The sequence below is a fragment of the Brevibacterium sp. CT2-23B genome, from assembly GCF_013168765.1.
Classification (GTDB): Bacteria; Actinomycetota; Actinomycetes; order Actinomycetales; family Brevibacteriaceae; genus Brevibacterium; species Brevibacterium sediminis.
Genome location: NZ_JABBYK010000009.1, coordinates 39,372 through 62,543 on the forward strand (window position 1 = coordinate 39,372; position 23,172 = coordinate 62,543).

Annotated in this window: 18 protein-coding genes and 3 tRNA genes; 16 read left to right on the plus strand and 5 right to left on the minus strand. The window is 66.3% G+C overall.

All coding sequences use genetic code 11. The annotated features are described in order from the left end of the window. Nucleotides 1-149: 149 nt before the first annotated feature. Both HIM68_RS18310 and HIM68_RS18315 read left to right on the plus strand, forming a co-directional pair. Nucleotides 150-1,871: a thiamine pyrophosphate-dependent enzyme gene (locus tag HIM68_RS18310; protein WP_172175172.1), complete on the plus strand. Its 1,722-nt coding sequence runs from the start codon at nt 150-152 to the stop codon at nt 1,869-1,871. 78 nt (nt 1,872-1,949) lie between these two features. Beyond that, entirely contained in the window at nt 1,950-3,581 is a 1,632-nt protein-coding gene (locus HIM68_RS18315; protein WP_172175175.1) for an amidohydrolase, read from the plus strand. A 62-nt stretch (nt 3,582-3,643) separates the two neighbouring features. On the opposite strand, the gene HIM68_RS18320 is transcribed toward HIM68_RS18315, so the two are convergent. Then, nucleotides 3,644-5,008 carry an aspartate aminotransferase family protein gene (locus tag HIM68_RS18320; protein WP_172175178.1) on the minus strand — a complete coding sequence of 455 codons (1,365 nt, stop codon included), beginning with the start codon at nt 5,006-5,008 and terminating at the stop codon, nt 3,644-3,646. 88 nt (nt 5,009-5,096) lie between these two features. Here HIM68_RS18320 and HIM68_RS18325 point away from each other — a divergent pair, with 88 nt between their 5' ends. Next, nucleotides 5,097-5,708: a YigZ family protein gene (locus HIM68_RS18325; protein ID WP_172175181.1), complete on the plus strand. Its 612-nt coding sequence runs from the start codon at nt 5,097-5,099 to the stop codon at nt 5,706-5,708. A 35-nt stretch (nt 5,709-5,743) separates the two neighbouring features. Here the strand turns inward: HIM68_RS18325 and ybaK are convergent, their stop codons facing one another. After that, nucleotides 5,744-6,244, minus strand: a complete 501-nt coding sequence (ybaK, locus tag HIM68_RS18330) for a Cys-tRNA(Pro) deacylase (RefSeq protein ID WP_101546357.1) — start codon at nt 6,242-6,244, stop codon at nt 5,744-5,746. A 207-nt stretch (nt 6,245-6,451) separates the two neighbouring features. Continuing rightward, complete coding sequence (locus HIM68_RS18335; RefSeq protein WP_172175184.1) at nt 6,452-6,799, minus strand: metallopeptidase family protein; 348 nt, start codon at nt 6,797-6,799, stop codon at nt 6,452-6,454. Nucleotides 6,800-6,967: 168 nt separating this feature from the next. On the opposite strand from HIM68_RS18335, the gene HIM68_RS18340 reads away from it, so the two are divergent. The 12 genes from HIM68_RS18340 to HIM68_RS18395 all read left to right on the plus strand — a co-directional run bounded on the left by HIM68_RS18340 (nt 6,968) and on the right by HIM68_RS18395 (nt 20,074). After that, nucleotides 6,968-7,040 (plus strand) — tRNA-Glu (locus HIM68_RS18340). A 37-nt stretch (nt 7,041-7,077) separates the two neighbouring features. After that, nucleotides 7,078-7,151 (plus strand) — tRNA-Asp (locus HIM68_RS18345). A 71-nt stretch (nt 7,152-7,222) separates the two neighbouring features. Further along, nucleotides 7,223-7,295: transfer RNA gene (locus tag HIM68_RS18350), tRNA-Phe, on the plus strand. Between the two features lie 298 nt (nt 7,296-7,593). Further along, nucleotides 7,594-11,547, plus strand: coding sequence for a Pls/PosA family non-ribosomal peptide synthetase (locus HIM68_RS18355; protein ID WP_216657265.1), 3,954 nt, complete (start codon nt 7,594-7,596; stop codon nt 11,545-11,547). Beyond that, nucleotides 11,544-12,911 (plus strand): heparan-alpha-glucosaminide N-acetyltransferase domain-containing protein, encoded by a 1,368-nt coding sequence (locus HIM68_RS18360; RefSeq protein ID WP_172175187.1) that lies wholly within the window; start codon nt 11,544-11,546, stop codon nt 12,909-12,911. Before HIM68_RS18355 ends, HIM68_RS18360 begins: the two co-directional genes overlap by 4 nt. Nucleotide 12,912: 1 nt before the next feature. Next, nucleotides 12,913-13,524: a 4'-phosphopantetheinyl transferase superfamily protein gene (locus HIM68_RS18365; protein ID WP_172175190.1), complete on the plus strand. Its 612-nt coding sequence runs from the start codon at nt 12,913-12,915 to the stop codon at nt 13,522-13,524. Nucleotides 13,525-13,606: 82 nt separating this feature from the next. Then, a complete protein-coding gene (gene acs / locus HIM68_RS18370) occupies nt 13,607-15,556 on the plus strand; it encodes an acetate--CoA ligase (protein ID WP_172175193.1) in 1,950 nt (649 codons plus the stop codon). Nucleotides 15,557-15,705: 149 nt separating this feature from the next. Further along, a complete protein-coding gene (locus HIM68_RS18375) occupies nt 15,706-16,575 on the plus strand; it encodes an SDR family oxidoreductase (RefSeq protein WP_139469190.1) in 870 nt (289 codons plus the stop codon). A gap of 59 nt (nt 16,576-16,634) precedes the next feature. After that, a complete protein-coding gene (locus HIM68_RS18380; protein WP_172175196.1) occupies nt 16,635-17,618 on the plus strand; it encodes a patatin-like phospholipase family protein in 984 nt (327 codons plus the stop codon). A gap of 76 nt (nt 17,619-17,694) precedes the next feature. Then, complete coding sequence (locus HIM68_RS18385; protein ID WP_172175199.1) at nt 17,695-18,192, plus strand: hypothetical protein; 498 nt, start codon at nt 17,695-17,697, stop codon at nt 18,190-18,192. A 64-nt stretch (nt 18,193-18,256) separates the two neighbouring features. Then, complete coding sequence (locus HIM68_RS18390) at nt 18,257-19,702, plus strand: sugar porter family MFS transporter (protein WP_172175202.1); 1,446 nt, start codon at nt 18,257-18,259, stop codon at nt 19,700-19,702. A gap of 9 nt (nt 19,703-19,711) precedes the next feature. Beyond that, complete coding sequence (locus HIM68_RS18395; RefSeq protein WP_172175205.1) at nt 19,712-20,074, plus strand: universal stress protein; 363 nt, start codon at nt 19,712-19,714, stop codon at nt 20,072-20,074. A 7-nt stretch (nt 20,075-20,081) separates the two neighbouring features. On the opposite strand, the gene HIM68_RS18400 is transcribed toward HIM68_RS18395, so the two are convergent. Both HIM68_RS18400 and HIM68_RS18405 read right to left on the minus strand, forming a co-directional pair. Continuing rightward, entirely contained in the window at nt 20,082-20,888 is an 807-nt protein-coding gene (locus HIM68_RS18400; RefSeq protein WP_172175208.1) for an isocitrate lyase/phosphoenolpyruvate mutase family protein, read from the minus strand. Between the two features lie 56 nt (nt 20,889-20,944). Further along, a complete protein-coding gene (locus HIM68_RS18405) occupies nt 20,945-21,655 on the minus strand; it encodes a helix-turn-helix transcriptional regulator (RefSeq protein WP_172175211.1) in 711 nt (236 codons plus the stop codon). A gap of 137 nt (nt 21,656-21,792) precedes the next feature. Here HIM68_RS18405 and mgtE point away from each other — a divergent pair, with 137 nt between their 5' ends. Beyond that, nucleotides 21,793-23,160, plus strand: a complete 1,368-nt coding sequence (gene mgtE, locus HIM68_RS18410) for a magnesium transporter (protein WP_172175214.1) — start codon at nt 21,793-21,795, stop codon at nt 23,158-23,160. The last annotated feature ends 12 nt before the right edge of the window (nt 23,161-23,172 follow it).

Consider the following 23,172-nt stretch of genomic DNA (forward strand, 5'->3'; position numbering starts at 1 on the left):
GTCCGGTGTGGAATTCCTGCTCACGGGCTCAGTCGGCGGACCGTACTGATTCCGTTGTTGCACGATCATACGACCTCACAGTTTCGAATGGGCAGGGTGGTGGGCAGTTGAGACAACCACAGGAGGAGAAATGATGATAAGCATGGGGTATGGACACCTCCGCGTCTCTTTCTGCAGGTCATCTCATCGTCGAGGAACTCGAAGCACACGGAGTCACTCGCACTTATCTGGTTCCCGGCGAGTCGTATCTCGACGTCATCGACGGACTCCGCGATTCGGCTATCACCCCGATCGTCTGCCGCCAGGAGGGCGGGGCCGCATACATGGCCGTCGCCGAGGGGCGGATGACCGGGGTTCCCGGCATCGCCATGGTCACGCGTGGTCCCGGTGCGGCGAACGTCAAGGTCGGAGTCCACACCGCCTACCAGGATGCGACCCCGCTCGTCGTCTTCGTCGGCCTCATCCCCACCGATCATCGCGGTCGCGAATCCTTCCAGGAGTTCGACCTGGACGGCTGGTTCTCTTCGACCGCGAAGAAGGTGCTCACCCTCTATGATCCCGATAAGGCCGCCGAGGTGGTCGTCGACGCCATGCACACCGCCGTGACCGGGCGGCCCGGTCCCGTCATCGTCGGTCTGCCCGAAGAGGTCCTCGTCCGCCCGAGTTCGGGCACGGTGCTGCCCCCTCGCGTGCACGGATCGGCCTCACCGTATGCCGGGGACGTCACGGAGCTGCGTGCCCGCATCACCGCTGCCGACCGTCCCGTGCTCATCATCGGCGGCGAGGACTGGTCGCCGTCGACCTCGCGGCGCATCGCCCAATGGTCACGCGACCGCGGGCTCGGGGTGCTCGGCACCTTCCGCGCCTATGACGGCATCGACCACGACAGTCCGAACTTCCTCGGCATCTTGGGCTACGGTGCGTCCCCCGTGGCCAAGCGCACCCTCGCCGAGGCGGACCTGCACATCTTCTTGGGCTGTGTCCGTACCGATGTGGCCACCGACGGGTTCAGCAACGGCGTCGACCAGCGCACCGTCGTCATCGGCCCCGACGCCGATGCGCACGGCCACTTCGGTCGCCTCGACCAGCACATCGTCACCTCGGTCGGCCGGTTCGCCCAGTCCCTGTTCACCGAGGAGGGCACCCGCACGTATTCGGTGTCCTCCGACGGCTCGATCGACGAACCGCCGCTCGGCGATGCCCTGTCCGAAGCGGCAGGGGACGCCGTGCCGCTGCCGGGTTGGGTCGCCGAGGCCCGGGCCGAGCTCGAGGCGTGGCGGAAACCGCAGGTGGCGGACTCGGGGTCGGCCGCTTCGGCGGGATTCGTCGACATGGACGAAGCATTCGTCCATGTGCAGGACCTGCTTCCGGACGACGCAATCATCACCTACGGGGCGGGGAACTTCTCCGGCTGGGCGACCAGGTTCCTGCCCACGCACGGGTTCCCCTCGGCGCTGGGCCCGCGCAACGGATCGATGGGATTCGGTCTGCCGGCTGCGGTCGCCGCCGCCCTCGTCCATCCGGAACGGGCGGTGTTCTGCATCGCCGGCGACGGGGATTTCCTCATGAACGGGCAGGAGATGGCCACGGCCGTCCAGTACGGCGCGGACATCACCGTCGTGCTCAACGACAATTCGGTCTACGGCACGATCCGCGGTCATCAGGACCGCGAATATCCGGGCCGGGCCACGGCCACTGCACTGCAGAATCCGGACTTCGCAGCCATGGCCACGGCCTTCGGCGGGCTCGGTATCCGCGTCGAACGGACCGAGGACTTCCGGGACGCGTTCGAGCGGGCGCTGGCACACAAGGGGCTCTCGCTCGTCCACTGCATTACGGATCCGGCCGTTCGCGGGGCGCGCCTGCCGTGAACTCAGCAGCGGCCTGCCGTGAACGGTCTGTTGTGAACGGTGGGGCGGATGGCGAACGAATCTGACTAAGGTGGCGGTATGAGAATCGACGCGATCTTCACCGACCTCGACGCATTCACCCTTGATCCGACGCGCCCGCGGGCGCAGAGGATCGGGGTGTGGGGCAACCGGATCATCGGCTTCGACGAGGAGCTCGACGGCATCGATGCCGATCGTGTCGAGTCCCTGGGCGGGGCGACTGTGCTGCCGGGCTTCAACGACGTCCACTGCCACACGACCTGGTTCGGTCTCACCCTGGCCTCGGTCGATGTCACGGCGCTGCCCGGCGGTCTGCCCGATGTGTATGCCGCACTCGAGAAGGCCGCGGCGACGACTCCGTCCGGGGAATGGATCGAAGCCACGGGGTATGCCCACCGTGACTACGACGGGCAGTACCCGGACCTGAACCGTCTTGACGAGATCACCGGGGACCGCCCCCTGTTCATGCGGCAGACGTCCGGTCATGCCGCGATCGCCAACACCGAGGCGATGCGTCGGGCGGGGATCCTGGACCCCGGCTTCGAGGAGCCGGTCGGCGGCAAGGTCGTGCGTGACGCGGCCGGACATCCGACGGGGCTGATCGAAGAGACCGCGCAGACTCTGGTGCAGGATCTCATCCGCCCGTATTCGCTCGACACCGTCGTCGACGCCCTCGATCTGGCGACGGCGTACTACGCGAAGGAAGGCATCACGTCCTTCGGCGAATGCGGTATCGCCTACGGCTGGATCGGCCACTCCCCCATTGAGATCAGCGGCTATCTGCGGGCTCGGGAGGAGGGGAAGCTGCGGGCGCGAGCGCAGCTCATGCCGCAGGCCGACGGGCTGCACCCGATCGCGGCGAACTCCGCCGACGGGTTCGGTATCGGTCTGGATGCGGGACTGCGCACCGGCCTCGGCGATGATCTCATCTCGATCGGGCCTGTGAAGTTCTTCATGGACGGTGCCCTGTCCGGCGAGACCGCGGCGCTGCGGGAGAACTACGCGGGCAAGGACCACCCCGGCTATCTGCAGGACGACGCCGAGGTGCTTCGTCAGCAGATCCTCGACACCTATGCCTCCGGCTGGTCGTTGGCCGTGCACGCCATCGGTGATGCCGCCGTGGATGCTGCGATCGCCAACATCGTCGAGGCGCAGACGCGCTATGGCCGCAGGGCGGTGCCGAACCGGATCGAGCATGCCGCATTGGTCCATGACGAGCACCTGGCGACGCTGGCCGAACACGGTATCGTCGTCACCCCGCAGGCGGCGTTCGCCGACGGCATCGGGGACGGGATGAACGCTTCGCTCGGGCCGGACCGCCGGCACCTGATCTACCGGGCGAAGTCGTTCGTCGATGCGGGTGTGCCGATGGCCGGCAGCTCGGACCGGCCGTGCGCCGACGGGAATGTGCTGCGCGGGATCGAAGCCTATGTCACCCGGGAGACCCGCGACGGGGACGTCATGGGTTCGCCGGCCGAATGCTTGAGCGTCGATGAGGCAATCGCGGCTTACACGGTCGAGGCGGCGAAGGCCTCGGGCCAGGGCGCGGACAAGGGAACGCTGAGCCGAGGCAAGCTCGCCGACTTCGTCGCCCTGGAAACCCACCCGCGCAACGTCGCGGCGGACGAGATCGCAGCAATCCCGGTCCGCGCGACAATCCTCGGCGGCAACTACACCCACCAAACCCACTAGTTACTACCTGACGGCGGCCTAGCAACCTCGCGCGAGGTTGCTAGGCCGCCGTCAGGTAGTAATTAGTGGGGGAAGTCTAAGTCGGTGAGGACCTTCTCGAAGACTCCGAGGCCGCGTTCGAGGTCCTCTTCGCTGATGTTGATCGGCGGGACCATGTGCAGCCGGTGGTAGTTGTTGAACGGGATGACACCGTGCTCCTTCAGCGCCGCCACCACCGAGGCGACCTCGGGTGAGCCGCCGCCGTAGGGGGCCAGCGGTTCCTTGGACTCCTTGTCCCGGACGAGTTCGATCGCCCAGAACGCTCCGGTGCCGCGGACCTCGCCGACATGCTTCGAATTCTCAGCGATCTGCCGCAGACGGGGCCCGATGATCGTCTCCCCGATATGAGCGGCGTGTTCGATCATGCGCTCCTCGGCCATCGCGTTGATCGTCGCGACCGCCGCCGCGCACGCCAGCGGATGCCCGGAGTAGGTCAGCCCGCCGGGGTAGACGCGTTCGGCGAAGGTCTCGAAGATCGCCTCGCTGATGACGACTCCGCCCAGAGGCACGTACCCGGAGTTCACGCCCTTGGCGAAGGTGATGAGATCGGGGACGATGTCGAAGTGCTCGAAGGCGAACCACTTGCCCGACCGTCCGAACCCGGCCATCACCTCGTCGGCGATGAGCACGATCCCGTGCGCGTCGCACAGCGCCCGCACACCCTGCATGTACTCCGGACTGGGCACCATGATGCCGGCGGTGCCGGGAATGGATTCGAGGATGATCGCGGCGATCGTCGCCGGTCCTTCCAGTTCGATGGTCCGACGCAGGTGCTGCAGCGCTCGTTCGGTCTCTTCGGCCTCAGTGGTGGCGTGGAACTCCGAACGGTAGAGGAAGGGTCCGAAGAAGTGAACGACGCCCGATTCTCCGGTCTCGTTCTCCCACCGGCGCGGGTCACCGGTGACGTTGACGGCAGTCTGGGTTCCACCGTGGTAGGACCGGTAGCGGGAGAGGACCTTGCGCCGCCCGGTGTGCAGACGTGCCATGCGGATGGCGTGCTCGTTCGCATCTGCGCCGCCGTTGGTGAAGAACACGTGATCGAGTCCGGCCGGGGTGCGGTCGGTGATGAGGCGAGCCGCCTCGGAGCGGGCGGCGTTGACGGCGGCCGGGCTGATCGTGCACAGCACATCGGCTTGGTCCTTGATCGCCTGCACGACGGCCGGATGCTGGTGCCCGATATTCGTGTTCACCAGCTGCGAGGAGAAGTCGAGGAACTCCCGACCCTCACCGTCGATGACTGTCGACCCGTGGGCGCGGGCGACGGTCGGCGGGTCGATGAGTCGCTGTGCCGACCACGAGTGGAAGACGTGCGCGCGGTCGAGTTCACGGGCTCGGACGGATTCGTCCTTGAGCGCTGCGAGGTCGGCGTCGTCGAGATGGTGCACCATTGTCACCCTTTCACTGAAGTACTGGGGATGAGCGCGGAATCCGCGCCCGTGGGCTCATCGTAGAACACATTCGACTACAGTGACGAGCATGTCTTACCGGACCATCGTCAGCCCCGTCGAGGCCGAGATCGAGATCAAGAGATCCCGTTTCCTCGCCCGGCTCTCCCCCGCCGCGGGTGAGGCCGAGGCCAGGTCCGTCATCGCCGAGGCGCGCGCCGAGCATCCGAAGGCCCGCCACCATTGTTCGGCGTTCGTCCTCGACACCGATTCGCGCACTCAGCGCTTCAGCGATGACGGGGAACCGGCCGGCACTGCGGGCGCTCCGATCCTCGATGTGGTCACCGGTCATGATCTGACCTTCGTCGTCGCCGTCGTCACCCGGTATTTCGGGGGCACCCTGTTGGGCGCGGGCGGGCTCGTCCGCGCTTACGGTCAGGCCACCTCGGCGGCCGTGGATGAGGCTCGGATTGTCACCCGTCGTGAGCGCGTCCCGGTGTCAGCAGCCGTCGACTATGCCCAGGCCAACGCCCTGGAGCGGGCGGCCGGGAACCGGGGGTGGACGACGCGGGCCGACTACGGCGGTGAGGTCGGACTCGATGTCCTGGTTCCCCTCGCCGAGGTGGCCGATGCCGTGGCGATGTACGCCGACCTCACCGCCGGTCGGGCAGAGCCCGAGGTCGGTGAGGTCGAATGGGTGTGAGGCCGGGGATCGACGTTCTGATCAGCGAGAGCTGATCAGTCGAGCGCGGCGATCTTCGCGACCTGGGCGTTCGTGAGCATGACGAGATCCTCGGGGCGGATCTCGATCTCGAGACCGCGACGGCCGGCCGAGACGAACACCGTCGAATGGTCGAGAGCTGTGCGGTCGACGACGACCGGCACGGCATGGCGCTGTCCGAACGGAGAGACTCCGCCGACGGGGTAGCCGGTACGACGTTCGGTTTCGGCTACGCCGGACAGCTGGGCCTTCTTCGCTCCGCGCGCGGAGGCCAGCGCCTTGAGGTCGAGCTGACCGGAGACGGGGACGAGCGCGGTCACGGGCTGCCCGTCGACCTGGATCATCAGAGTCTTGAACACCTGGTCGGAGCTGACGCCGAGTTTGTCGGCGGCCTCCGAACCGTAACGGCGGGTGGCGGGGTCGTGGTCGAAGCTGCGCAGGCTGTAGTCGATGCCTGCCAGATTGAGTACTCGCACGGCCGGGGTCGCCGCGCTGGAAGTCTTGGATGCAACTGTCATAAGGGGGTAGTGCCTCCTGCCCGCAGGTCAGCGGGGCCAGGAGGCGCAGCTTTCACGGCTCCGTGTCCCCGCATCGATACGGACGGAATGTTGTATCGGTGCTGATAGGTACCCGCCCACAATAGGCGAAGTGGGCTTGCGGACGCCAATTCCCGTGACGTCAAGTGACTCGTCGGTAAGCCCCTCAACCCCTTCGGCCGGAGACGCTCACCCCCATCCGAGTTCGTGGAGCCGATCGTCATCGAGCCCATAGAAATGGGCGATCTCATGAACGATGGTGACGACGATCTCCTCGCGCAGGTGATCCCGATCCTCGGCGAAGTCGATGAGGTTGTCACGGTAGATGAAGATATTGTCGGGCATCTCGAACCCGGCGACTCCCCGCTCCCCGATCGGTGTGCCCTCATAGAGGCCGAGCAGGTGTCGATCACCGTTCTCCGGCCGATCCTCGACGAACAGGGCGACATTGTCCAGCTGTTCGGTCACCCCGGCGGGCAGCAGATCCAGGGCTTCGCCGAGGATCGCGTCGAACTCCTCATCACTCAGGGCCTCCATGCCTCCCACTCTAGCGACTCCGATCCCCTCGCCGAGGCGGCCCTGCGGAACGTCGAAAAGCACCGCTTCCGTCGTGTGACCGAGGACACTCCTTTTCGTTTTGCATTCCTCGAATCGGGTGGGATAAGCTTAACGTCGTTGCCCACGGGGAATCCGAGGACAACCTGGGCCCCCATCGTCTAGAGGCCTAGGACACCGCCCTTTCACGGCGGCGACACGGGTTCGAATCCCGTTGGGGGTACGGTGTAAGATCGTAAGGTCTTCCATCACAACAGCAAGGCCCTGTGGCGCAGTTGGTTAGCGCGCCGCCCTGTCACGGCGGAGGTCGCGGGTTCGAGTCCCGTCAGGGTCGCGGAGCATAAGGCTCTTCTTCGGAAGAGCCTTTGTTTCTCTCGACATACTTATTGAGTATGTCGGCGGCTCGGCTCTGTAGCTCAGTTGGTAGAGCGTTCGACTGAAAATCGAAAGGTCACCGGATCGACGCCGGTCGGAGCCACAACACGGAAGCCCCGCTTCCCAGTGAAAACTGGGAAGCGGGGCTTCTTCGCGTCTGCGCCCCATCTCGACCGCCACTTTGCCCGACGTGATCTGCGCCCCGCATTCGGGACTCCTGACTACCTTTGCGGTGACTCTGCGGATTATTCGCGTAGTCCTGCGGAATTTCGGCATACCCCCGCCATTACGCTGATTCAGGCCCTCGGGAGTGGTTGCTCCTCCCCGGGCAGACCGCCTCCCGCAGAATCCCCTGGGAGCACAGGTCTTCTCATCCCCAAAGTGAGCAGGAGGAACTCAACGTGCGCACTTCAGTCGAAATCGGTCAGACGAGCACTGGAGACCACCCCTCACTTGCCATCTTCGACCGCGGACCGGTCCCGGCCCCGCGCACACTCGTCGACATCTTCGCCGAAACCGTTCGCGCCCATCCCGATGCCACGGCCCTCGATTCCGCCGATGCCACCCTGAGCTACCGCCAGCTCGCCGAGGCGGCCCGGGAGTTAGCCGCGCGACTGCACCGCTGCGGGATCACCCATGGTGATCGGGTCGGCATCCGCGTCCCGTCCGGAACAGCGGACCTCTACATCGCCGTCCTCGGCATCCTCACCGCCGGCTGCGCCTATGTCCCCGTCGACTGGGACGACTCCGAGGAGCGCGCAGCCACCGTCTTCGACGAAGCCCACGTGGCCGCCGTGATCGGAGAGAAGCTGAGCATCGTCCCCACCGCCGAGACGGATCCCGTCTCAGCAGCGCCCGTCGGACCACCCGGCCTCGACGATGACGCATGGATCATCTTCACCTCGGGTTCGACGGGCAAGCCCAAGGGAGTGGCGATCACGCACCGTTCGGCCGCCGCCCTCGTCGACACCGAGCATTCCCTCTACCTCGCCTCCGATCCACTCGGCCCCGCCGACCGCGTCATGGCCGGACTGTCCGTGGCCTTCGACGCCTCCTGCGAGGAGATGTGGCTGGCGTGGCGCAACGGCGCCGTGCTCGTGCCCGCACCCCGCGACATCGTGCGCTCCGGCCCCGACCTCGGCGACTGGCTGACTGCGCAGCGGATCACCGCGGTCTCAACCGTGCCGACGCTGGCCTCGCTCTGGCCTGCCGAGGCCCTGGAACACGTGCGACTGCTCATCTTCGGCGGGGAAGCCTGCCCGGCTGAACTCATCGCCCGCCTCCACGAACCATGGCGGGAGGTGTGGAACTCCTACGGCCCCACCGAGGCGACCGTGATCGTCAGCGCTGCCCTCCTCGTCCCCGGCGACATCGTGCGCATCGGCCGCCCCATCGACGGGTGGGAGCTCACTGTCGTCGATCCCGACACCGAACATCCGGTGGGCTGGGGCGAATCCGGAGAGCTCGTCGTCGGCGGAGTCGGCCTCGGCCGCTACCTCGACGCCGACAAGGACGCAGAGAAATACGCACCCCTGCCTGCACTCGGCTGGGACCGGGCCTACCGCACCGGCGACCTCGTCCGTGCCGAGGCAGACGGCCTCCTCTTTGAGGGCCGGATCGACGACCAGGTCAAGCTCGGCGGCAAACGCATCGAACTCGGCGAGGTCGACAGCTACCTCGCAGCGATCCCCGGAGCCAACGCCGGCGCCGCCGCCGTGCAGAAGACGAGCGGCGGCTCCGATGTCCTCGTCGGCTACTTCACCGAGACCGAACCCGGCAGCATCGACATCGATGCCGCACGGGTGGAACTGACACAGAAGCTCTCGGCCGGAGTCGTTCCCGTCCTCACCGTCCTCGACGAGATGCCGATGAAGAGCTCCGGAAAGGTCGATCGCAAGGCGCTGCCGTGGCCGCTGTCGGCCCCCGGCACCGAGGTGAGTGGGCTGAGCCCCGATCAGCAGTGGCTGCGGGACCTGTGGGTCGAACAGCTGGGACCGATCGCCATCGACGCCGACACGAACTTCTTCGAAGTGGGCGGCGGATCCGTCCAGGTCGCCCGTCTCGTCGCGCGCATCCGCCGCAGCCACCCGAGCGCCTCGATCGCCCAACTCTATGCCCACCCCACTTTGGCGGCGATGGCGGACTACATCGGCACCCTGTCATCATCACAGGCTCGGAACCCGATGCCCGGCCGACTGCCGGTGGGGCCGAGGATCTTCCAATTCGGCTTCCTCGGCGGAATCTACGCCCTCAACGCCGTCCGCTATATCGTTGCCACGGTGACTGTGGTCTGGGCTCTCGACTTCTTCCTCGCCGCTTCGTGGGTTCCGCGCGTGCCGTTCCTGCCCGTCGCCGCAGCCTGGATCCTCATCTTCTCCCCCATCGGACGCATCGCGCAGGCCGTCGTCGTCGCCCGAATTCTGACTCTCGGCCTGCGACCGGGACGATATCGCCGAGGCGGCTGGACGCACGTGCGTCTGTGGGCCGCCGATCGCTTCTACGTCTTCCTCCGCCTCGAGCATCTCGCCGGCACACACCTGAATGTCCTCATCCACCGTCTCCTCGGCAATTCGGTGGGCGCCGGCGCCCACCTGGCCAACCAGCCGCCGACATCCGGGCTCGCCCGGATCGGCGACCATTCCGTCGTCGAGCGCGACGTCGATCTGCGCGGATTCCGCATCGTCGGCGACACGGTCCACATCGGTCCGATCACCATCGGCGATTCCGCCCGGATCGGCGCCCGTTCGGCCGTCGAACCCGGCGTCTCCGTCGGATGTCGCAGCGAGATCCGGGCCGGATCCCTCGTCGACATCGACATCGACGCCGATGAGTCCTGGGGCGGTTCACCGCTGGAATTCCTCGCCGAGGCGGGACTGAGCTGGCCCGAACAGAACCAGCTGGACACGCAGGAAACCGGTACCTGGTCGTCAGCGATTCGGTCCGTCGCCGAATCCGCCGGCATCGTCCTCATCGGCCTGCTGCCGCTGCTGGCGTTCATCCCCGGCATCGCCATCGTCCTGCCCCAAGTCATCGGGATCGGCGACTTCCCGACCGTCGCGAAGACTCTGGCCGTCTGGGTTCCGCTGACGGCGGTGCTCACGGCGCTGACTTGGCTGACACTCGTCGTCATCACCGTGCGGGCGCTGGCCCACTACGTTCAGCCCGGCTACTACCCACAGGATTCGGTCACCGGCTGGGCGGTGTGGCTGACGCAGACCCTGCTCGATCGGACCCTGATCTCGGCGTATCCGATCTACGCATCGATCGCCACTCCCCTGTTCCTGCGCTGCCTCGGTGCTCGCGTCGGCAAGGACACGGAGATCTCCACTCTCGAGACCATTCCTCACCTGACCTGGATCCAGGACCGGTCCTTCATTGCCGATCATGCCCTCCTCAACGCTCCTCGCCACTATCGGGGCTGGATCCACATCGGCACGACCGTCGTCGGACGCGGAACCTTCGTCGGCAACTCGGCGATCGTCGGGGCCGATATCGATCTGCCTCCGGACTCCCTCGTCGCCGTCCTCGGCTCGAGCCCGGTCCGAGCCGCTGTCGGCACCTCCTGGATCGGCGGAACCGCGCAGGCGATCCCCCGCTCCCGCAACGATTCCCAGTCGGAACGCACCTATCGGCCCTCGACTGCCGTGAAATGGGCACGTGCCGCGGTGGAGAGCGGACGGTTCATCCCCTTCATCCTCACGAACTGGATCGAGTTGGGTCTAGTCGCCGGCCTCAACGCCATCTATATGAGCACGCTCTTCTCCACTGATTCCCCTGTGCACAGCCTCCTCACTGCCACCCTGTGGGCGTTCCCGCTGACCCTGAGCGCCGGAATCCTCTCCGTGCTCATCGCCGTCGCCGCCAAATGGATCCTCGTCGGGAGGTTCACGGCGCGGGAGCGCCCGCTGTTCAGCAGCTTCGTCTGGCGCAATGAGCTCGCCGATGTCTTCGCCGAATCCCTGGCCGTGGCATCGCTGATCAAGATCGCCATCGGCTCCCCGCTGGCGGTCTGGTACGCCCGGATCATGGGGGCTCGAGTCGGCAGGGACGTCTGGTTGGAGACGTGGTGGCTGCCGGAGTTCGACCTCATCGACATCGAGGAACGCACGAGCGTCAACCGGGGCACCGTGGTCCAGACTCACCTCTTCCACGACCGTGTGATGTCCCTCGTCCCCACCCGCCTCGAAACCGGGTCCACCCTCGGCGTCAACAGCTTCATCCTCCCCGGAGCCGTCGTCGGCGAGCGCACCGTCGTCGGCGACGGGTCGCTTGTCCTCCGCGACGAAGAGCTGCCCGCCGACTCCCATTGGCAGGGCAATCCCGTCGAACCGATCACGAAGGGAGTTCCGGTATGACCGGCACCACCGTTGAGCGACCGATGCCCGGGCCGAGGCGGCCCCGTGAGATCTGGACCGGCCGGTCCGAAGTCTGGCTGTCCGAAGTCTCCTCAGATCCGGCCGAACCGATGCGCAATGTCGCCGGCGGAGGCCTGCGGGTCTCGAACCGGATGCTCACGAACGTCGTCGATCGAGAGCGACGGCGCAAACGCGCCCGGTCCTCCGGAGTCGATGCCGCACGAGGCTTCGCACTCATCGGCATGTTCGCCATCCATATGCTGCCCGCCGCACGCGAGGACGGTGAGCCGACCGTGGTCTGGCAGCTGCTGGCCGGCAACTCTGCGGCCCTCTTCGCCGTGCTCGCCGGGGTCTCTCTGGCGTTCAACAGCGGTGCCGAACGCCCCTTCACCGGGACGCAGATGAACCGCTCACGGGCCAACGTCGCCATCCGCGGTCTCCTCCTCATCGCTCTCGGCGTCGGACTCAATCAGATCGGCCTGGCAGCATTCGACATCCTCCCCTACTTCGGGGTGATGTTCCTCCTCTCCATTCCCCTGCTGCCGCTGCGGGCGCGCACGCTGCTCATCTCCGGAGCTGTCCTGATCGTCGCCCTCCCGATTCTCCGCTTCCTCATCCACCGCCAGGTCGACGGACTCGCCTGGCATCCGAACCCGACGCTCGGAGAGATCGTCAGCGCCCCTGTCGATGTGGTCACCTCGCTGCTCATCACCGGTGCCTATCCGGCACTGACATGGTTCGCTCTCGTGTGCATCGGCATGGGCATCGGACGGCTCCAGCTGCACTTCACGACTCCGCGGATGCTCATCATCGTCGTCGGAGGAGCTGCCTTGCTGTTCGCGATCGCCGTCACGCGTCTCCTGGTCTACCTCAACCGCTTCGGCGGCTACACGACCGTGCGGACCTCCTTCCCCGGCAGATCGACCGACGACGTCGATGACTTCCTCGTCTACGGACCTACCGGTCCGCTGCCTACCGCGTCCCCGGGCTGGCTGATCTCGGGCGGTCCGCACACGAACACTCCGTTCGCGTTCATCATCGGAGCCGGCTTCGCCATGGTTGCCATCGGCGCGTTCATCCTCATCGCCCGCCGCAGCAACCTGCTGCGACCGCTCGTCCAGATCGGTCGGATCCCGATGTCCCTCTACGTCAGCCACCTCATCCTCCTCACCATGGCGCCCGCTGACTTCGGGGCGATCCGCCTCTTCATCGTCCAGTGCCTCTTCGCCTTCGCGTTCACGGCCCTGTGGCTGCGCTTCTTCAAGCGCGGCCCCGTCGAGGCGGTCATCACCTCAGTCACTCGTATCCTGACGAAGCTGCTGGGATTCGGAACACCATCGGACAGATCAGTGACACGGAGCTGAGATGGCGACCGTCCGGGCACCGGCGGCCGACGGCTTCCGGTGGACCGATCGCTGGTTGCCACCGCATACCCATGTGGTCATCTGCCCGACCGAGGAGACCGCCTCGGGGGCTGTCGATCTGCTGCTGAGCCTGCTGTCCCGGGAACTCGCCGCCCCGATCAAGGACATCGTCTGGCACCGTCCCAGCATCGCCACCACTCGGACCGGCACTGCCCGGGTCTTCACCTCCATCTCCCGAACCGAGGGCGCTGTGGCCGCAGCCGTCAGCTGCCGCCCCATCGGAGTCGACATCGAAGCGACTCAGACCGAAGAGCAGAGCCACGACCTGATCACTCTCTTCCACCCGCGCGATCGAGCCGCCGCGGGCCGGGTCGCTGGGATCGCTCGACAGCGACGAGTGACGATGATCTGGACGCGGATCGAAGCCGTCCTCAAGCTGCGGGGAACAGGCTTGAGAATCGATCCCGCGCAGGTGAGGGTCGGCCCCGGACCTCAACCTCTGAGGGGCCGCCGCATCAGAACGGTCTCTGCCGTCGAGGCACTTTCCGCGACGGCTGAGTATTCGGTTTCCCTGGCGTGGGATCGGGGCTGCGGGGCATCCTGCACCTCTTGAAATCCCAACCGACTGGAGTAGGTTGAAGGTGAGTTCGATGACCCGCCCACGTCGTGGTGGTGCGGGGTGGAAGGAGAGCACGATGACGAACAATCCGACGATTCAGGAACTCAGCCACGAGGACAGGGCTTTCCCACCCCCAGCGGACTTCGCCGCCGCAGCCAATGCCCAGGCTGTCGAATACGAGAAGGCGGCCGCCGACCGCATCGGCTATTGGGAGGAGCAGGCACAGCGGATCAGCTGGGAGACCCCCTTCGACACGGTCCTCGATTGGTCGGAGAAGCCCTTCGCGAAGTGGTTCACCGGCGGCAGGCTCAACGCCTCCTACAACTGCGTCGACCGCCATGTCGAGAACGGCCTCGGCGATCGTGTGGCCTACTACTTCGAAGGCGAATCCGGCGACACCCGCACCATCACGTACTCCGATCTTCTGCGCGAGGTCTCGAAGGCCGCGAATGCCCTCACCGAACTCGGCGTCAAGACCGGCGACCGCGTCGCCATCTACATGCCGATGATCCCGGAGACGGTGTTCGCCATGCTGGCCTGCGCCCGCCTCGGCGCCCCGCACACCGTCATCTTCGGCGGATTCTCCGCTTCGGCGATCGCCGACCGCGTCAAGGACTGCGGAGTCGAATTCGTCATCACCGCAGACGGCGGCTATCGCAAGGGCAAGCCCTCGGGTCTCAAATCCGTCGTCGATGAGGCGATGGAGGACTGCCCCGAGGTGCGCAATGTCCTCGTCGTCCGCCGTACCGGCCAGGACGTGGACTGGAATGGCGACCGTGATCTGTGGTGGCACGAGGTCGTCGATCGGCAGCCGGAGACGCATACTCCAGACGCCTTCGATTCCGAGCATCCGCTCTACATCATGTACTCCTCGGGAACGACCGGAAAGCCCAAGGGCATCATGCACACCACGGGCGGCTACCTCGTCGGCGCCTCCTTCACCCATTGGGCGGTCTTCGACATCAAACCCGAGACGGACGTCTACTGGACGGCCGCAGACATCGGCTGGGTGACCGGCCATTCGTACATCGTCTACGGTCCGCTGGCCAATGGGGCCACCTCGGTGCTCTATGAGGGCACCCCGGACACACCGCACCGGGGCCGGTGGTGGGAGATCGTGCAGAAGTACAAGGTCTCCATCCTCTACTGCGCGCCCACGGCGATCCGCTCGTTCATGAAATGGGGCCGCGACATCCCCGCGCAGTACGACCTGTCCAGCCTGCGTCTGCTCGGCAGCGTCGGTGAGCCGATCAATCCCGAAGCGTGGATGTGGTACCGCGAGCACATCGGCGGGAACCGCTGCCCCGTCGTCGACACCTGGTGGCAGACGGAGAACGGCAGCATCCTCATCAGCCCTCTGCCGGGCGTGACCGAGACGAAGCCGGGCTCGGCGATGCGCCCGCTGCCCGGCATCGTCGCCGACGTCTACGACGACGAGGGCAATTCGGTCGAACCCGGAAACGGCGGCTACCTCGTCATCAAGGAGCCGTGGCCGTCGATGCTGCGCACCCTGTGGGGCGATGAGGAACGGTTCAAGAAGACCTACTGGTCACAGTACCCGGACGTGTACTTCGCCGGGGACGGGGCGAAGATCGACCGCGACGGTGATTTCTGGGTCCTCGGCCGCGTCGACGACGTCCTTAACGTCTCCGGTCACCGGATGTCGACCGCGGAGATCGAGTCCGCCCTCGTCGCTCATCCGAAGGTCGCCGAGGCGGCCGTGGTAGGGGCCGCTGATGAGATGACAGGGCAGGCGATCGAGGCCTTCGTCATCCTCCGGGAGAGCGCGCACGACGGCGGGGACGATGTCGTGGGTGAGCTGCGAGGTCATGTGCGGTCCTCGATCGGACCGATCGCGACTCCCCGTTCGATCATGATCGTGCCCGATCTGCCGAAGACCCGGTCGGGCAAGATCATGCGACGGCTGCTCAAGGACGTGGCCGAGAATCGCGAGGTCGGCGATGTCACGACCCTCGCGGACTCCTCGGTGATGGACCTCATCCAGAAGGGCATGAAGGAGAGCTGACCTTCCCGGGCGACGGGCGATTGGCAAACTCGCCCTTGCGTGACCCACGGCACACTGATGTACTGTTGAGTAACATCTCGTGAGGTCCGCTTGGGCGGGTTCTGCTCGCGAGGGACAGCACTGACGCCTAACTGCAAGGACGCACAGACATGACGCGTGGAACGAAGATCGCCGGCAACCGCATCCTCATCACAGGGGCCGGAAGCGGAATCGGCAGACTCATGGCTCTGGACGCGGCGGCCCGCGGCGCGGCCGAGGTCATCATCTGGGACCTCTCGGACGAACGCGGGGACGCGGTGCGCGCCGAGGTGGAGGCCGCTGGAACCAGGGCCCGATCCTTCACCCTCAATGTCGGTGATGCCGACCAGGTTGCCGCCATGGCCGAGCAGACCGGTCAGATCGACATCCTCGTCAACTGCGCCGGCATCGTCTCCGGCAAGAAGCTTCTCGACATGGAGGAAGCGGCGATCCGTCGCCTCTACGACGTCAACACCTTCGCCCTGTACTGGACGACCCAAGCATTCCTGCCCGGAATGATCGAGCGCGACCGCGGTTCGGTGGTCACAATCGCCAGCGCTGCCGGCCTGACCGGAGTCGCTCGACAGACCGACTACTCGGCGAGCAAATGGGCGGCGGTGGGCTTCACCGAGTCACTGCGCGGAGAGCTGCGCGCCGACGGCAGCCGGGTCAATACGCTTGCCGTGTGCCCCTTCTATATCAACACCGGCATGTTCAAGGGAGTGCAGACGAAATTCCCCCGCTTGCTCCCGATCCTCGAAGAGAACGATGTGGCCACGCGGGTCCTCGATTCCGTCGAATCCGGTCGTGAGCAGCTGGTCATGCCCTCACTCGTCCGCCTGGTTCCGGGTGCCCGCCTCCTGCCGACCCGTGCTTTCGATAAGGTCATGGATTTCCTCGGCGTCAACCAGACGATGGACCACTTCACCGGCCGGACCGGTCCGGGCCAGAAGCACAGGTCACCGGAAGGAGACGTGCCCGTCACCGTCGCACGTCACTAGGCGGCACATCCTCGGCGCTGGTCCACAATGGAATCAGGGTGCGAAGGAGAGGAGCCGCCATGGCGATGACAGATCTCGTTCTCGAGGGCGGCGGAGCGAAGCTGCCGGGCCTGGTCGGCGCGGTCGACGCTCTCGCCGACGGCGGCTACGACTTCCACCGGGTCGCCGGCACCTCGGCCGGGGCCATCGTCGGTGCGCTGACCGCGGCGGGCATCGGCCCGCAGACTCTGCGGCAGAAGGTCCTCGAACAGGATTTCACCGAGTTCGAGGACCTTTCTGCTGCCTTCCGTCTCGTCCCCTGGTTGGGGCGGGTGCAGGGACTGCTGCTGCACAAGGGAATGTATGTGGGGCAGGCGCTCCACGATTTCCTCGCCACGGCATTGGCCGATCAGGGGGTGCGCACATGGGGTGACCTCAAGCTCGACGATCCCGGAAGCGCAATTCCGCCGGCGCGGTCGTATCGCCTCGTCGTCATCGTCTCCGACGTCTCCCGGGGCCGCATGCTCCGTCTCCCCTGGGACTACGAGGAGGCCCTCGGCGTCGATGCGGATAGTCAGTCCGTCGCCGAGGCGGTGTGCGCCTCGGCGGCCAGCCCGTTCTTCTTCCGACCGCGCGCTCTGCCCGCCCGGCCGAATGTGGCCGGTGGAGACTCCGTGCTCGGTGCCGACGGCGGACTGCTCTCGAACTTTCCCGTCGACGTCTTCGACCGCAAGGACGCGCTGCCGGCACGGTGGCCGACCTTCGGCGTCATGCTCTCGGCCCGGCGGACGGCGGCCGCGGAATGGCGGCCCAACGCGACGACTTTCCAATACGCGAAGTCCCTGCTGTCAACGATGATCAACGCGCACGACCGGCGGCACATCGACGACCCTTCGGTGACCGAAAGGACGGTGTTCGTCGACACGACCGGCCACAGCAGCACGGACTTCGCTTTGACGACGGCCGACAAACTCGATCTCATCTCGTCGGGCCGAATGGCCGGAGAGAAGTTTCTGGCGCACTGGGATTGGCGGGAGTGGAAAGAGCGCTTCGACCGGAAGTGAGTGCGCGCCCATGGCCCGCGACCGATCGACGTGCAAGAATGAGGGCCCGAACCTGATTGCGAGCGAAGGAGAGATCATGAGCGAGTTCGATTCGGACGCGGCCGACCGGCTGGAAGACGACCCCATCCTCGACGATCCTGAACTCGACGATCCGACGGCCGAAGAGTTGGATGATCCCGAACTCAGCGCCGCCGAAGCCGAGGCCGACCAGGTCGACGTCGACTCCGGCATCGACGATGAGCCCGCCGAGGCGACCGTCGAGCCCGGTGCCGAAGGGCCGGAAGGCACGGGCATCGAAGGGGCCGACGATGCTCTCATCGACGACGCCGGCTGGGACGACGAGAACGAGGCTCCAGGCCTCTCCGACGAGTTCAACACCGATCAGTCACCTGCCGCGGAACAGGGCAATCGCGTCGGCGACGAGATGGTCTCCGACGATGATGACGAATTCGAAGTCGCCGAGCTCGATGGCGACGACCTCAATGTCGATGCCCTGGCCGACGACGGAACCGAAGAGGTCTCGGTCATCGACGGCATGCCCGAAGTCATCGACGACTCGTATCAGGAGGACTGAGTTCCACCCCCTCCGCTTGCGGCAGGCTCCCATGTGTTAGGACTGAAGGGGAAAGGAGTCGCCCATGCCACCCGGATCCCCGCGTCGCCGATCGACGTCCACCGCCAGCACGAACTTCGAACTCCCCCACGTCGGCACGGGTCGCCCCGTCCACCGCCTCGGCATCATCGCCACGGTCGCCACCTTCGGCGGTCTGCTCTTCGGCTATGACACCGGAGTCGTCAACGGAGCCCTCGAACCGCTGAGCGAGGACTTCGGCCTGACCGCGCTGAGCGAAGGCCTCGTCGTCGCCTCTCTCATGGTCGGCGCCGCCTTCGGCGCGGTCTTCGGCGGTCGAGTCGCCGATGCCTGGGGCCGTCGCAAGACGATCCTGCTCCTGGCCGGAGTCTTCATCATCGGCACCCTCGGCTGCGTGCTCGCGCCCGGGGCGGAGTTCCTCATCGGTGCCCGCTTCGTCCTCGGACTCGCAGTCGGCGGTGCCTCGGCGACGGTGCCCGTCTATCTCGGCGAGATCGCCCCGTCGGAGAAGCGCGGCAGCTACGTCACCCGCAATGAGCTCATGATCGTCGGCGGTCAGCTTGCGGCGTTCGTCATCAACGCCGTGATCTTCAACTTCTTCGGGCATGTCGACTCGATCTGGCGGTGGATGCTGCTCGTTGCCCTGGTGCCAGCGATCGCCCTCCTCGTGGGCATGATCTTCCAGCCCGAGAGCCCGCGCTGGCTGATCTCGCAGGGACGCACCGAGGAAGCTCTGGCAGTGCTCAAGCAGGTCCGCTCCCCCGAACGCGCCGAAGCCGAGATCGACGAGGTCACCCACCTCGCAGCCGAGGATGCGAAGGAGGCCACGGGCGGACTCTCCGACCTCGGCACCCGATGGGTGCTGCGACTGGTGATCATCGGTGCCGGACTCGGCTTCTTCCAGCAGCTGACCGGAATCAACTCGGTCATGTACTACGGAACCCAGCTGCTCACGAGCGCGGGCCTGGATTCCGGTGTCGCCATCATCGGCAACATCGCCAACGGCGTGTTCTCCCTGGCCGGCATCTCCTTGGGCATGTATCTGCTGAATAAGCTGCCGCGCCGGGTCATGTTCCTCACCGGCTACGCCCTCATCGCGGTCTTCCACACGCTCATCGCCCTGACCGCGGTCATCGTTCCGCCCGGACCGGCACAGGCGTGGACGGTGCTCGCGTTCCTCGTCCTCTTCGTCTTCTCCATGCAGGGAACGGTCGGCCCGCTGACCTGGCTGATGCTCTCGGAGATCTTCCCGATGAAGATCCGCAGCTTCGCAATGGGCATCTGCGTGTTCGTGCTGTGGATCATGAACGCCATCGTCGCCCAGTTCTTCCCGCCGCTCATCCAGGCCTTGGGCATGACGGCGACCTTCGGCATGTTCGCCGGCCTCGCCGTGATCGCCTTCGTCTTCCTGGCACTGATGCTGCCGGAGACGAAGGACAAGGACCTCGCGGAGTTCGAACGCGAATTCAAAGCCGAGTACGGACGCAGATAAGGAGCCTCCATGTCAGTCGCCGTCGCCGTCACCGACAGCCCCGAGGGCCGGCTTGCCCTCGAATCGGCCGTCGCCGAGGCGCAGAACCTCGGCACCGGGCTGCTGCTCATCAACCTCACCCTCCATGACTTCACCGAGGATGAGATCCCCTCCGGGCTCGAGATCACCGTCATCAATCGGTCCGGCCGCGGTGATCGTGACCCGGTCACCGCCGTCATCGACGAACTGGGCGATCACGCGGAGGTCGATCGCCTCGTCCTCGGTGTCCGTGCCCGATCGCGCGTGGGCAAGATGATCCTCGGGTCGGTCGCGCAGCGGCTCATCCTGCGCTCCCCCGTTCCCGTGCTCACCGTCCGGCAGGACGGGCGCTGACGGTGACTCAGCCCAGTTCGGTGAAAGCCCGGTACGAGAGCACGTTCTCAGTCTCCGCCGGGGAGTCGTCGGCAAGGACGGCGAGGGAGCGCAGCGCTTCCGACATCGCCGCACGGTAGAGCAGGGACCCGGTGCTGATCCGGGCTACCCCCGCCTCGGCGAGCGTCGTCCGCGAGTATCGCGGACTGGCCAGCACGTTCACCGGAACCCGGCTGCGGACGGTGATCGCCTCGACCGTCGACAGGTCGAGGTCGCCGGGGACGAAGATGCCATCGGCTCCCGCGCCCGCATAGGCGTCGATGCGTTCGAGAACCTCGCCGAGGCTGTCCTGGCCGAGCCAGAATGTGTCGATCCGGGCGTTGACGAACAGATCCGGACACGCTTCTTTGACGGCCGCCACCTTCGCGGCCAAGACCACGGGCTCGCTCATCCGTGCGTGCCGCGAGTCCTGGATGTTGATGCCGTCGAGGATGAGTCGGCCAGTGGGGTCGGCGGCGAAAGCCTCGGACACGGAGTCGATGACGGGTTCGGGGCCGTCACCGTACCCGTCCTCGAAATCGCAGGTCAGCGGCTGTTCCGGCAGCGCCCGACGCAGAGCGGCGACGAGGTCCGCGGTGGCGGTCAGCGTCTCACGGTCCTCATCGGCGGCGCCGATGGCAGCCGCGACGCCCAGACTCGTGGTGCCGATGGCCGCATGCCCCGCCTCGGCGAAGAACTGCGCACTGGCCACGTCCCAGGCGCACGGCAGGATGAACGGGTCGCCGGGAACGTGCAGTTCGCGGAAGGCGCTCGTGGTGTCGGGGGGTGCGGTCATCGTCGGTCTCCGTTGTTAGCTGTCGGATTGTTCGCTGTCGGATTGCTCGTTGGGGGTCAGAGATGATCTCTCTGTGCGCTGAACACCCAGTCGAGGCGGTCGCGCCCGTCCGCGGTGATCGTCAGAGCTCGCGAGTGCGGGCGGCGCAGGATCCACCCGCGGTCGAACAACGTGCTGCAGATGTCGTCGCCGAGGCGACCGCCGAGGTGGGAACGACGTTCCGTCCAATCGAGGCACCGGCGCACAAAGGGGCGCGACGAGGCGGACGGTTGACCGACTTCGAGCCCGAATGCCTCTGCGAGCCCGGCCCTCCCGGATTCGGTGATGGTGAGAGACGGATCGATCCATTCTCGCTGCATCAGTGCGGAGAAGAGCTGAGTGCCGAATCGGCCTGCGATGTGCCGGTAGCAGGTGCGGGCTTCGATGAGCTGACGGTCACGGGTCTTCGCAGCCAGCGTCGGTGCTGAGGTCATCGTTCCGCCGGCCAGAGCTCCGGTGTGCTCCAGCCAGTCGGCCACGTCGGTCGAGGCGATCTGAACATAGCGGTGTCGGCCTTCTCGTCGCTCGACGAGGACGCCGTAGTCGATGAGGACGTTGGCGTGTTCGGTCATCGACGACATCGGAATCGACAGGGCGCGGGAGAGTTCGGTGAGCGTCCAGGCACGGCCGTCGAGGAGGCTGGCACAGATCATCACGCGCCTCGGGTCGGCGATGGCCGACGCCAGGGCGGCGATGTTCGGTGCGGACTCCGGGAATCTCCTCGTCATGCCACCATCGTAGGGCTGTGTTGTTTCGGTGGTGCCCGAAATGTCGCGGCTGCGCGCTGTCGAGGCGAGCCCGGCGCCGCCTCGTGGATGGCCTAAGGTTGAGGGCGGGAGTTTCCGTCCGAGGTGAGGGGGCATGTGTGGCCGATACGACAGAGGGCACCGAGGCGGCCGACCGACTCGAATCCGCACTCACCGGCAGAATCGATCCCGGTACGCTCGATGAGATCGCTGGTCTGGCCCAACAGGTCCCGCGTGCCGAGATCGGACGCCTCGTCCACACCTCGACCCCGCTGCAGTCTGCGATGCTCTTCCGCGTGCTGACGAAGGAGGAGGCTCTCGACGTCTTCGAGGACCTCCCTCCGGCGTACCAGGCCGAGCTCATCGGCAATCTCCGCGAACCTGAGGTCGCCGATATCGTCGAGGGCCTCGACCCCGATGACCGTGCCGAGCTGTTCGGCGAGCTGCCCGCCAGCGTGGCCAGCCGCCTGATGAAGGGGCTGACCCCGGACGAGCGGGAGATGACGTCCGCGGTGCTCGGATACCCGAAGTCCGCGATCGGACGGTACATGTCTCCGGAGGTCCTCGGCATCCACGAGGATTGGACGGCGGCCCAGGCCATGGAGGTCGTGCGCGCCCGCATCGACGGACCCGAGACCGTCTACCTGCTGCCCGTCGTCGGTCCCGGCCGGGTGCTGCGGGGAGTGGTGTCGCTGCGCAACCTGCTTGCCGCCGATGAGGACACGATCATCGAGGACATCGTTCGTGATTCGCTGAGCACTCATGCGCTGACGGACCGTGAGGAAGCCTCGCGTGAGTTCCTCTCCCACCGACTCATCGCGATGCCGGTGACCGATCAGGAGGAGCGGCTCGTCGGCATCCTCACCATGGACGACGTCCTCGATATCGTCGACGAGGAGGACGCGGAGGACCTCGCCCGCGGGTCCGGTACGGAACCGCTGGATCGCTCCTACCTGTCCTCGACGATCATGCGTCTGGTCAAGAGCCGCATCGTATGGCTGCTCGTCCTCGCCGTATCGGCGATCCTCACCGTCCAGGTCCTCGAAGTCTATGAGGACCGGCTCGATCAGGTCGTCGTCCTCGCGCTTTTCATTCCGCTGCTCACCGGCACCGGCGGAAACACCGGCAACCAGGCGGCCACCACCGTCACCCGAGCCCTGGCCGTCGGTGAGGTGCGCGTCCGCGACCTCGGCCGAGTCATCTGGAGAGAGCTGCGCGTGGGCGCGGTACTCGGTTCCGTGCTCGGCACACTGGGCTTCGTCGTCGCCGGACTCGTCTACGGTTGGGCGATCGGCCTGGTCATCGGACTCACGCTGCTGTCGGTGTGCATCATGGCCGCGACGGTGGGAGGGCTGATGCCGATCATCGCGAAGAAGGTCGGGGCGGATCCGGCAGTGTTCTCCAACCCGTTCATCTCCACGTTCTGCGATGCCACGGGCCTCATCCTCTACTTCACGATCGCCACGACGGTGCTCGGCCTGAGCTGATGCCCCCCTGTC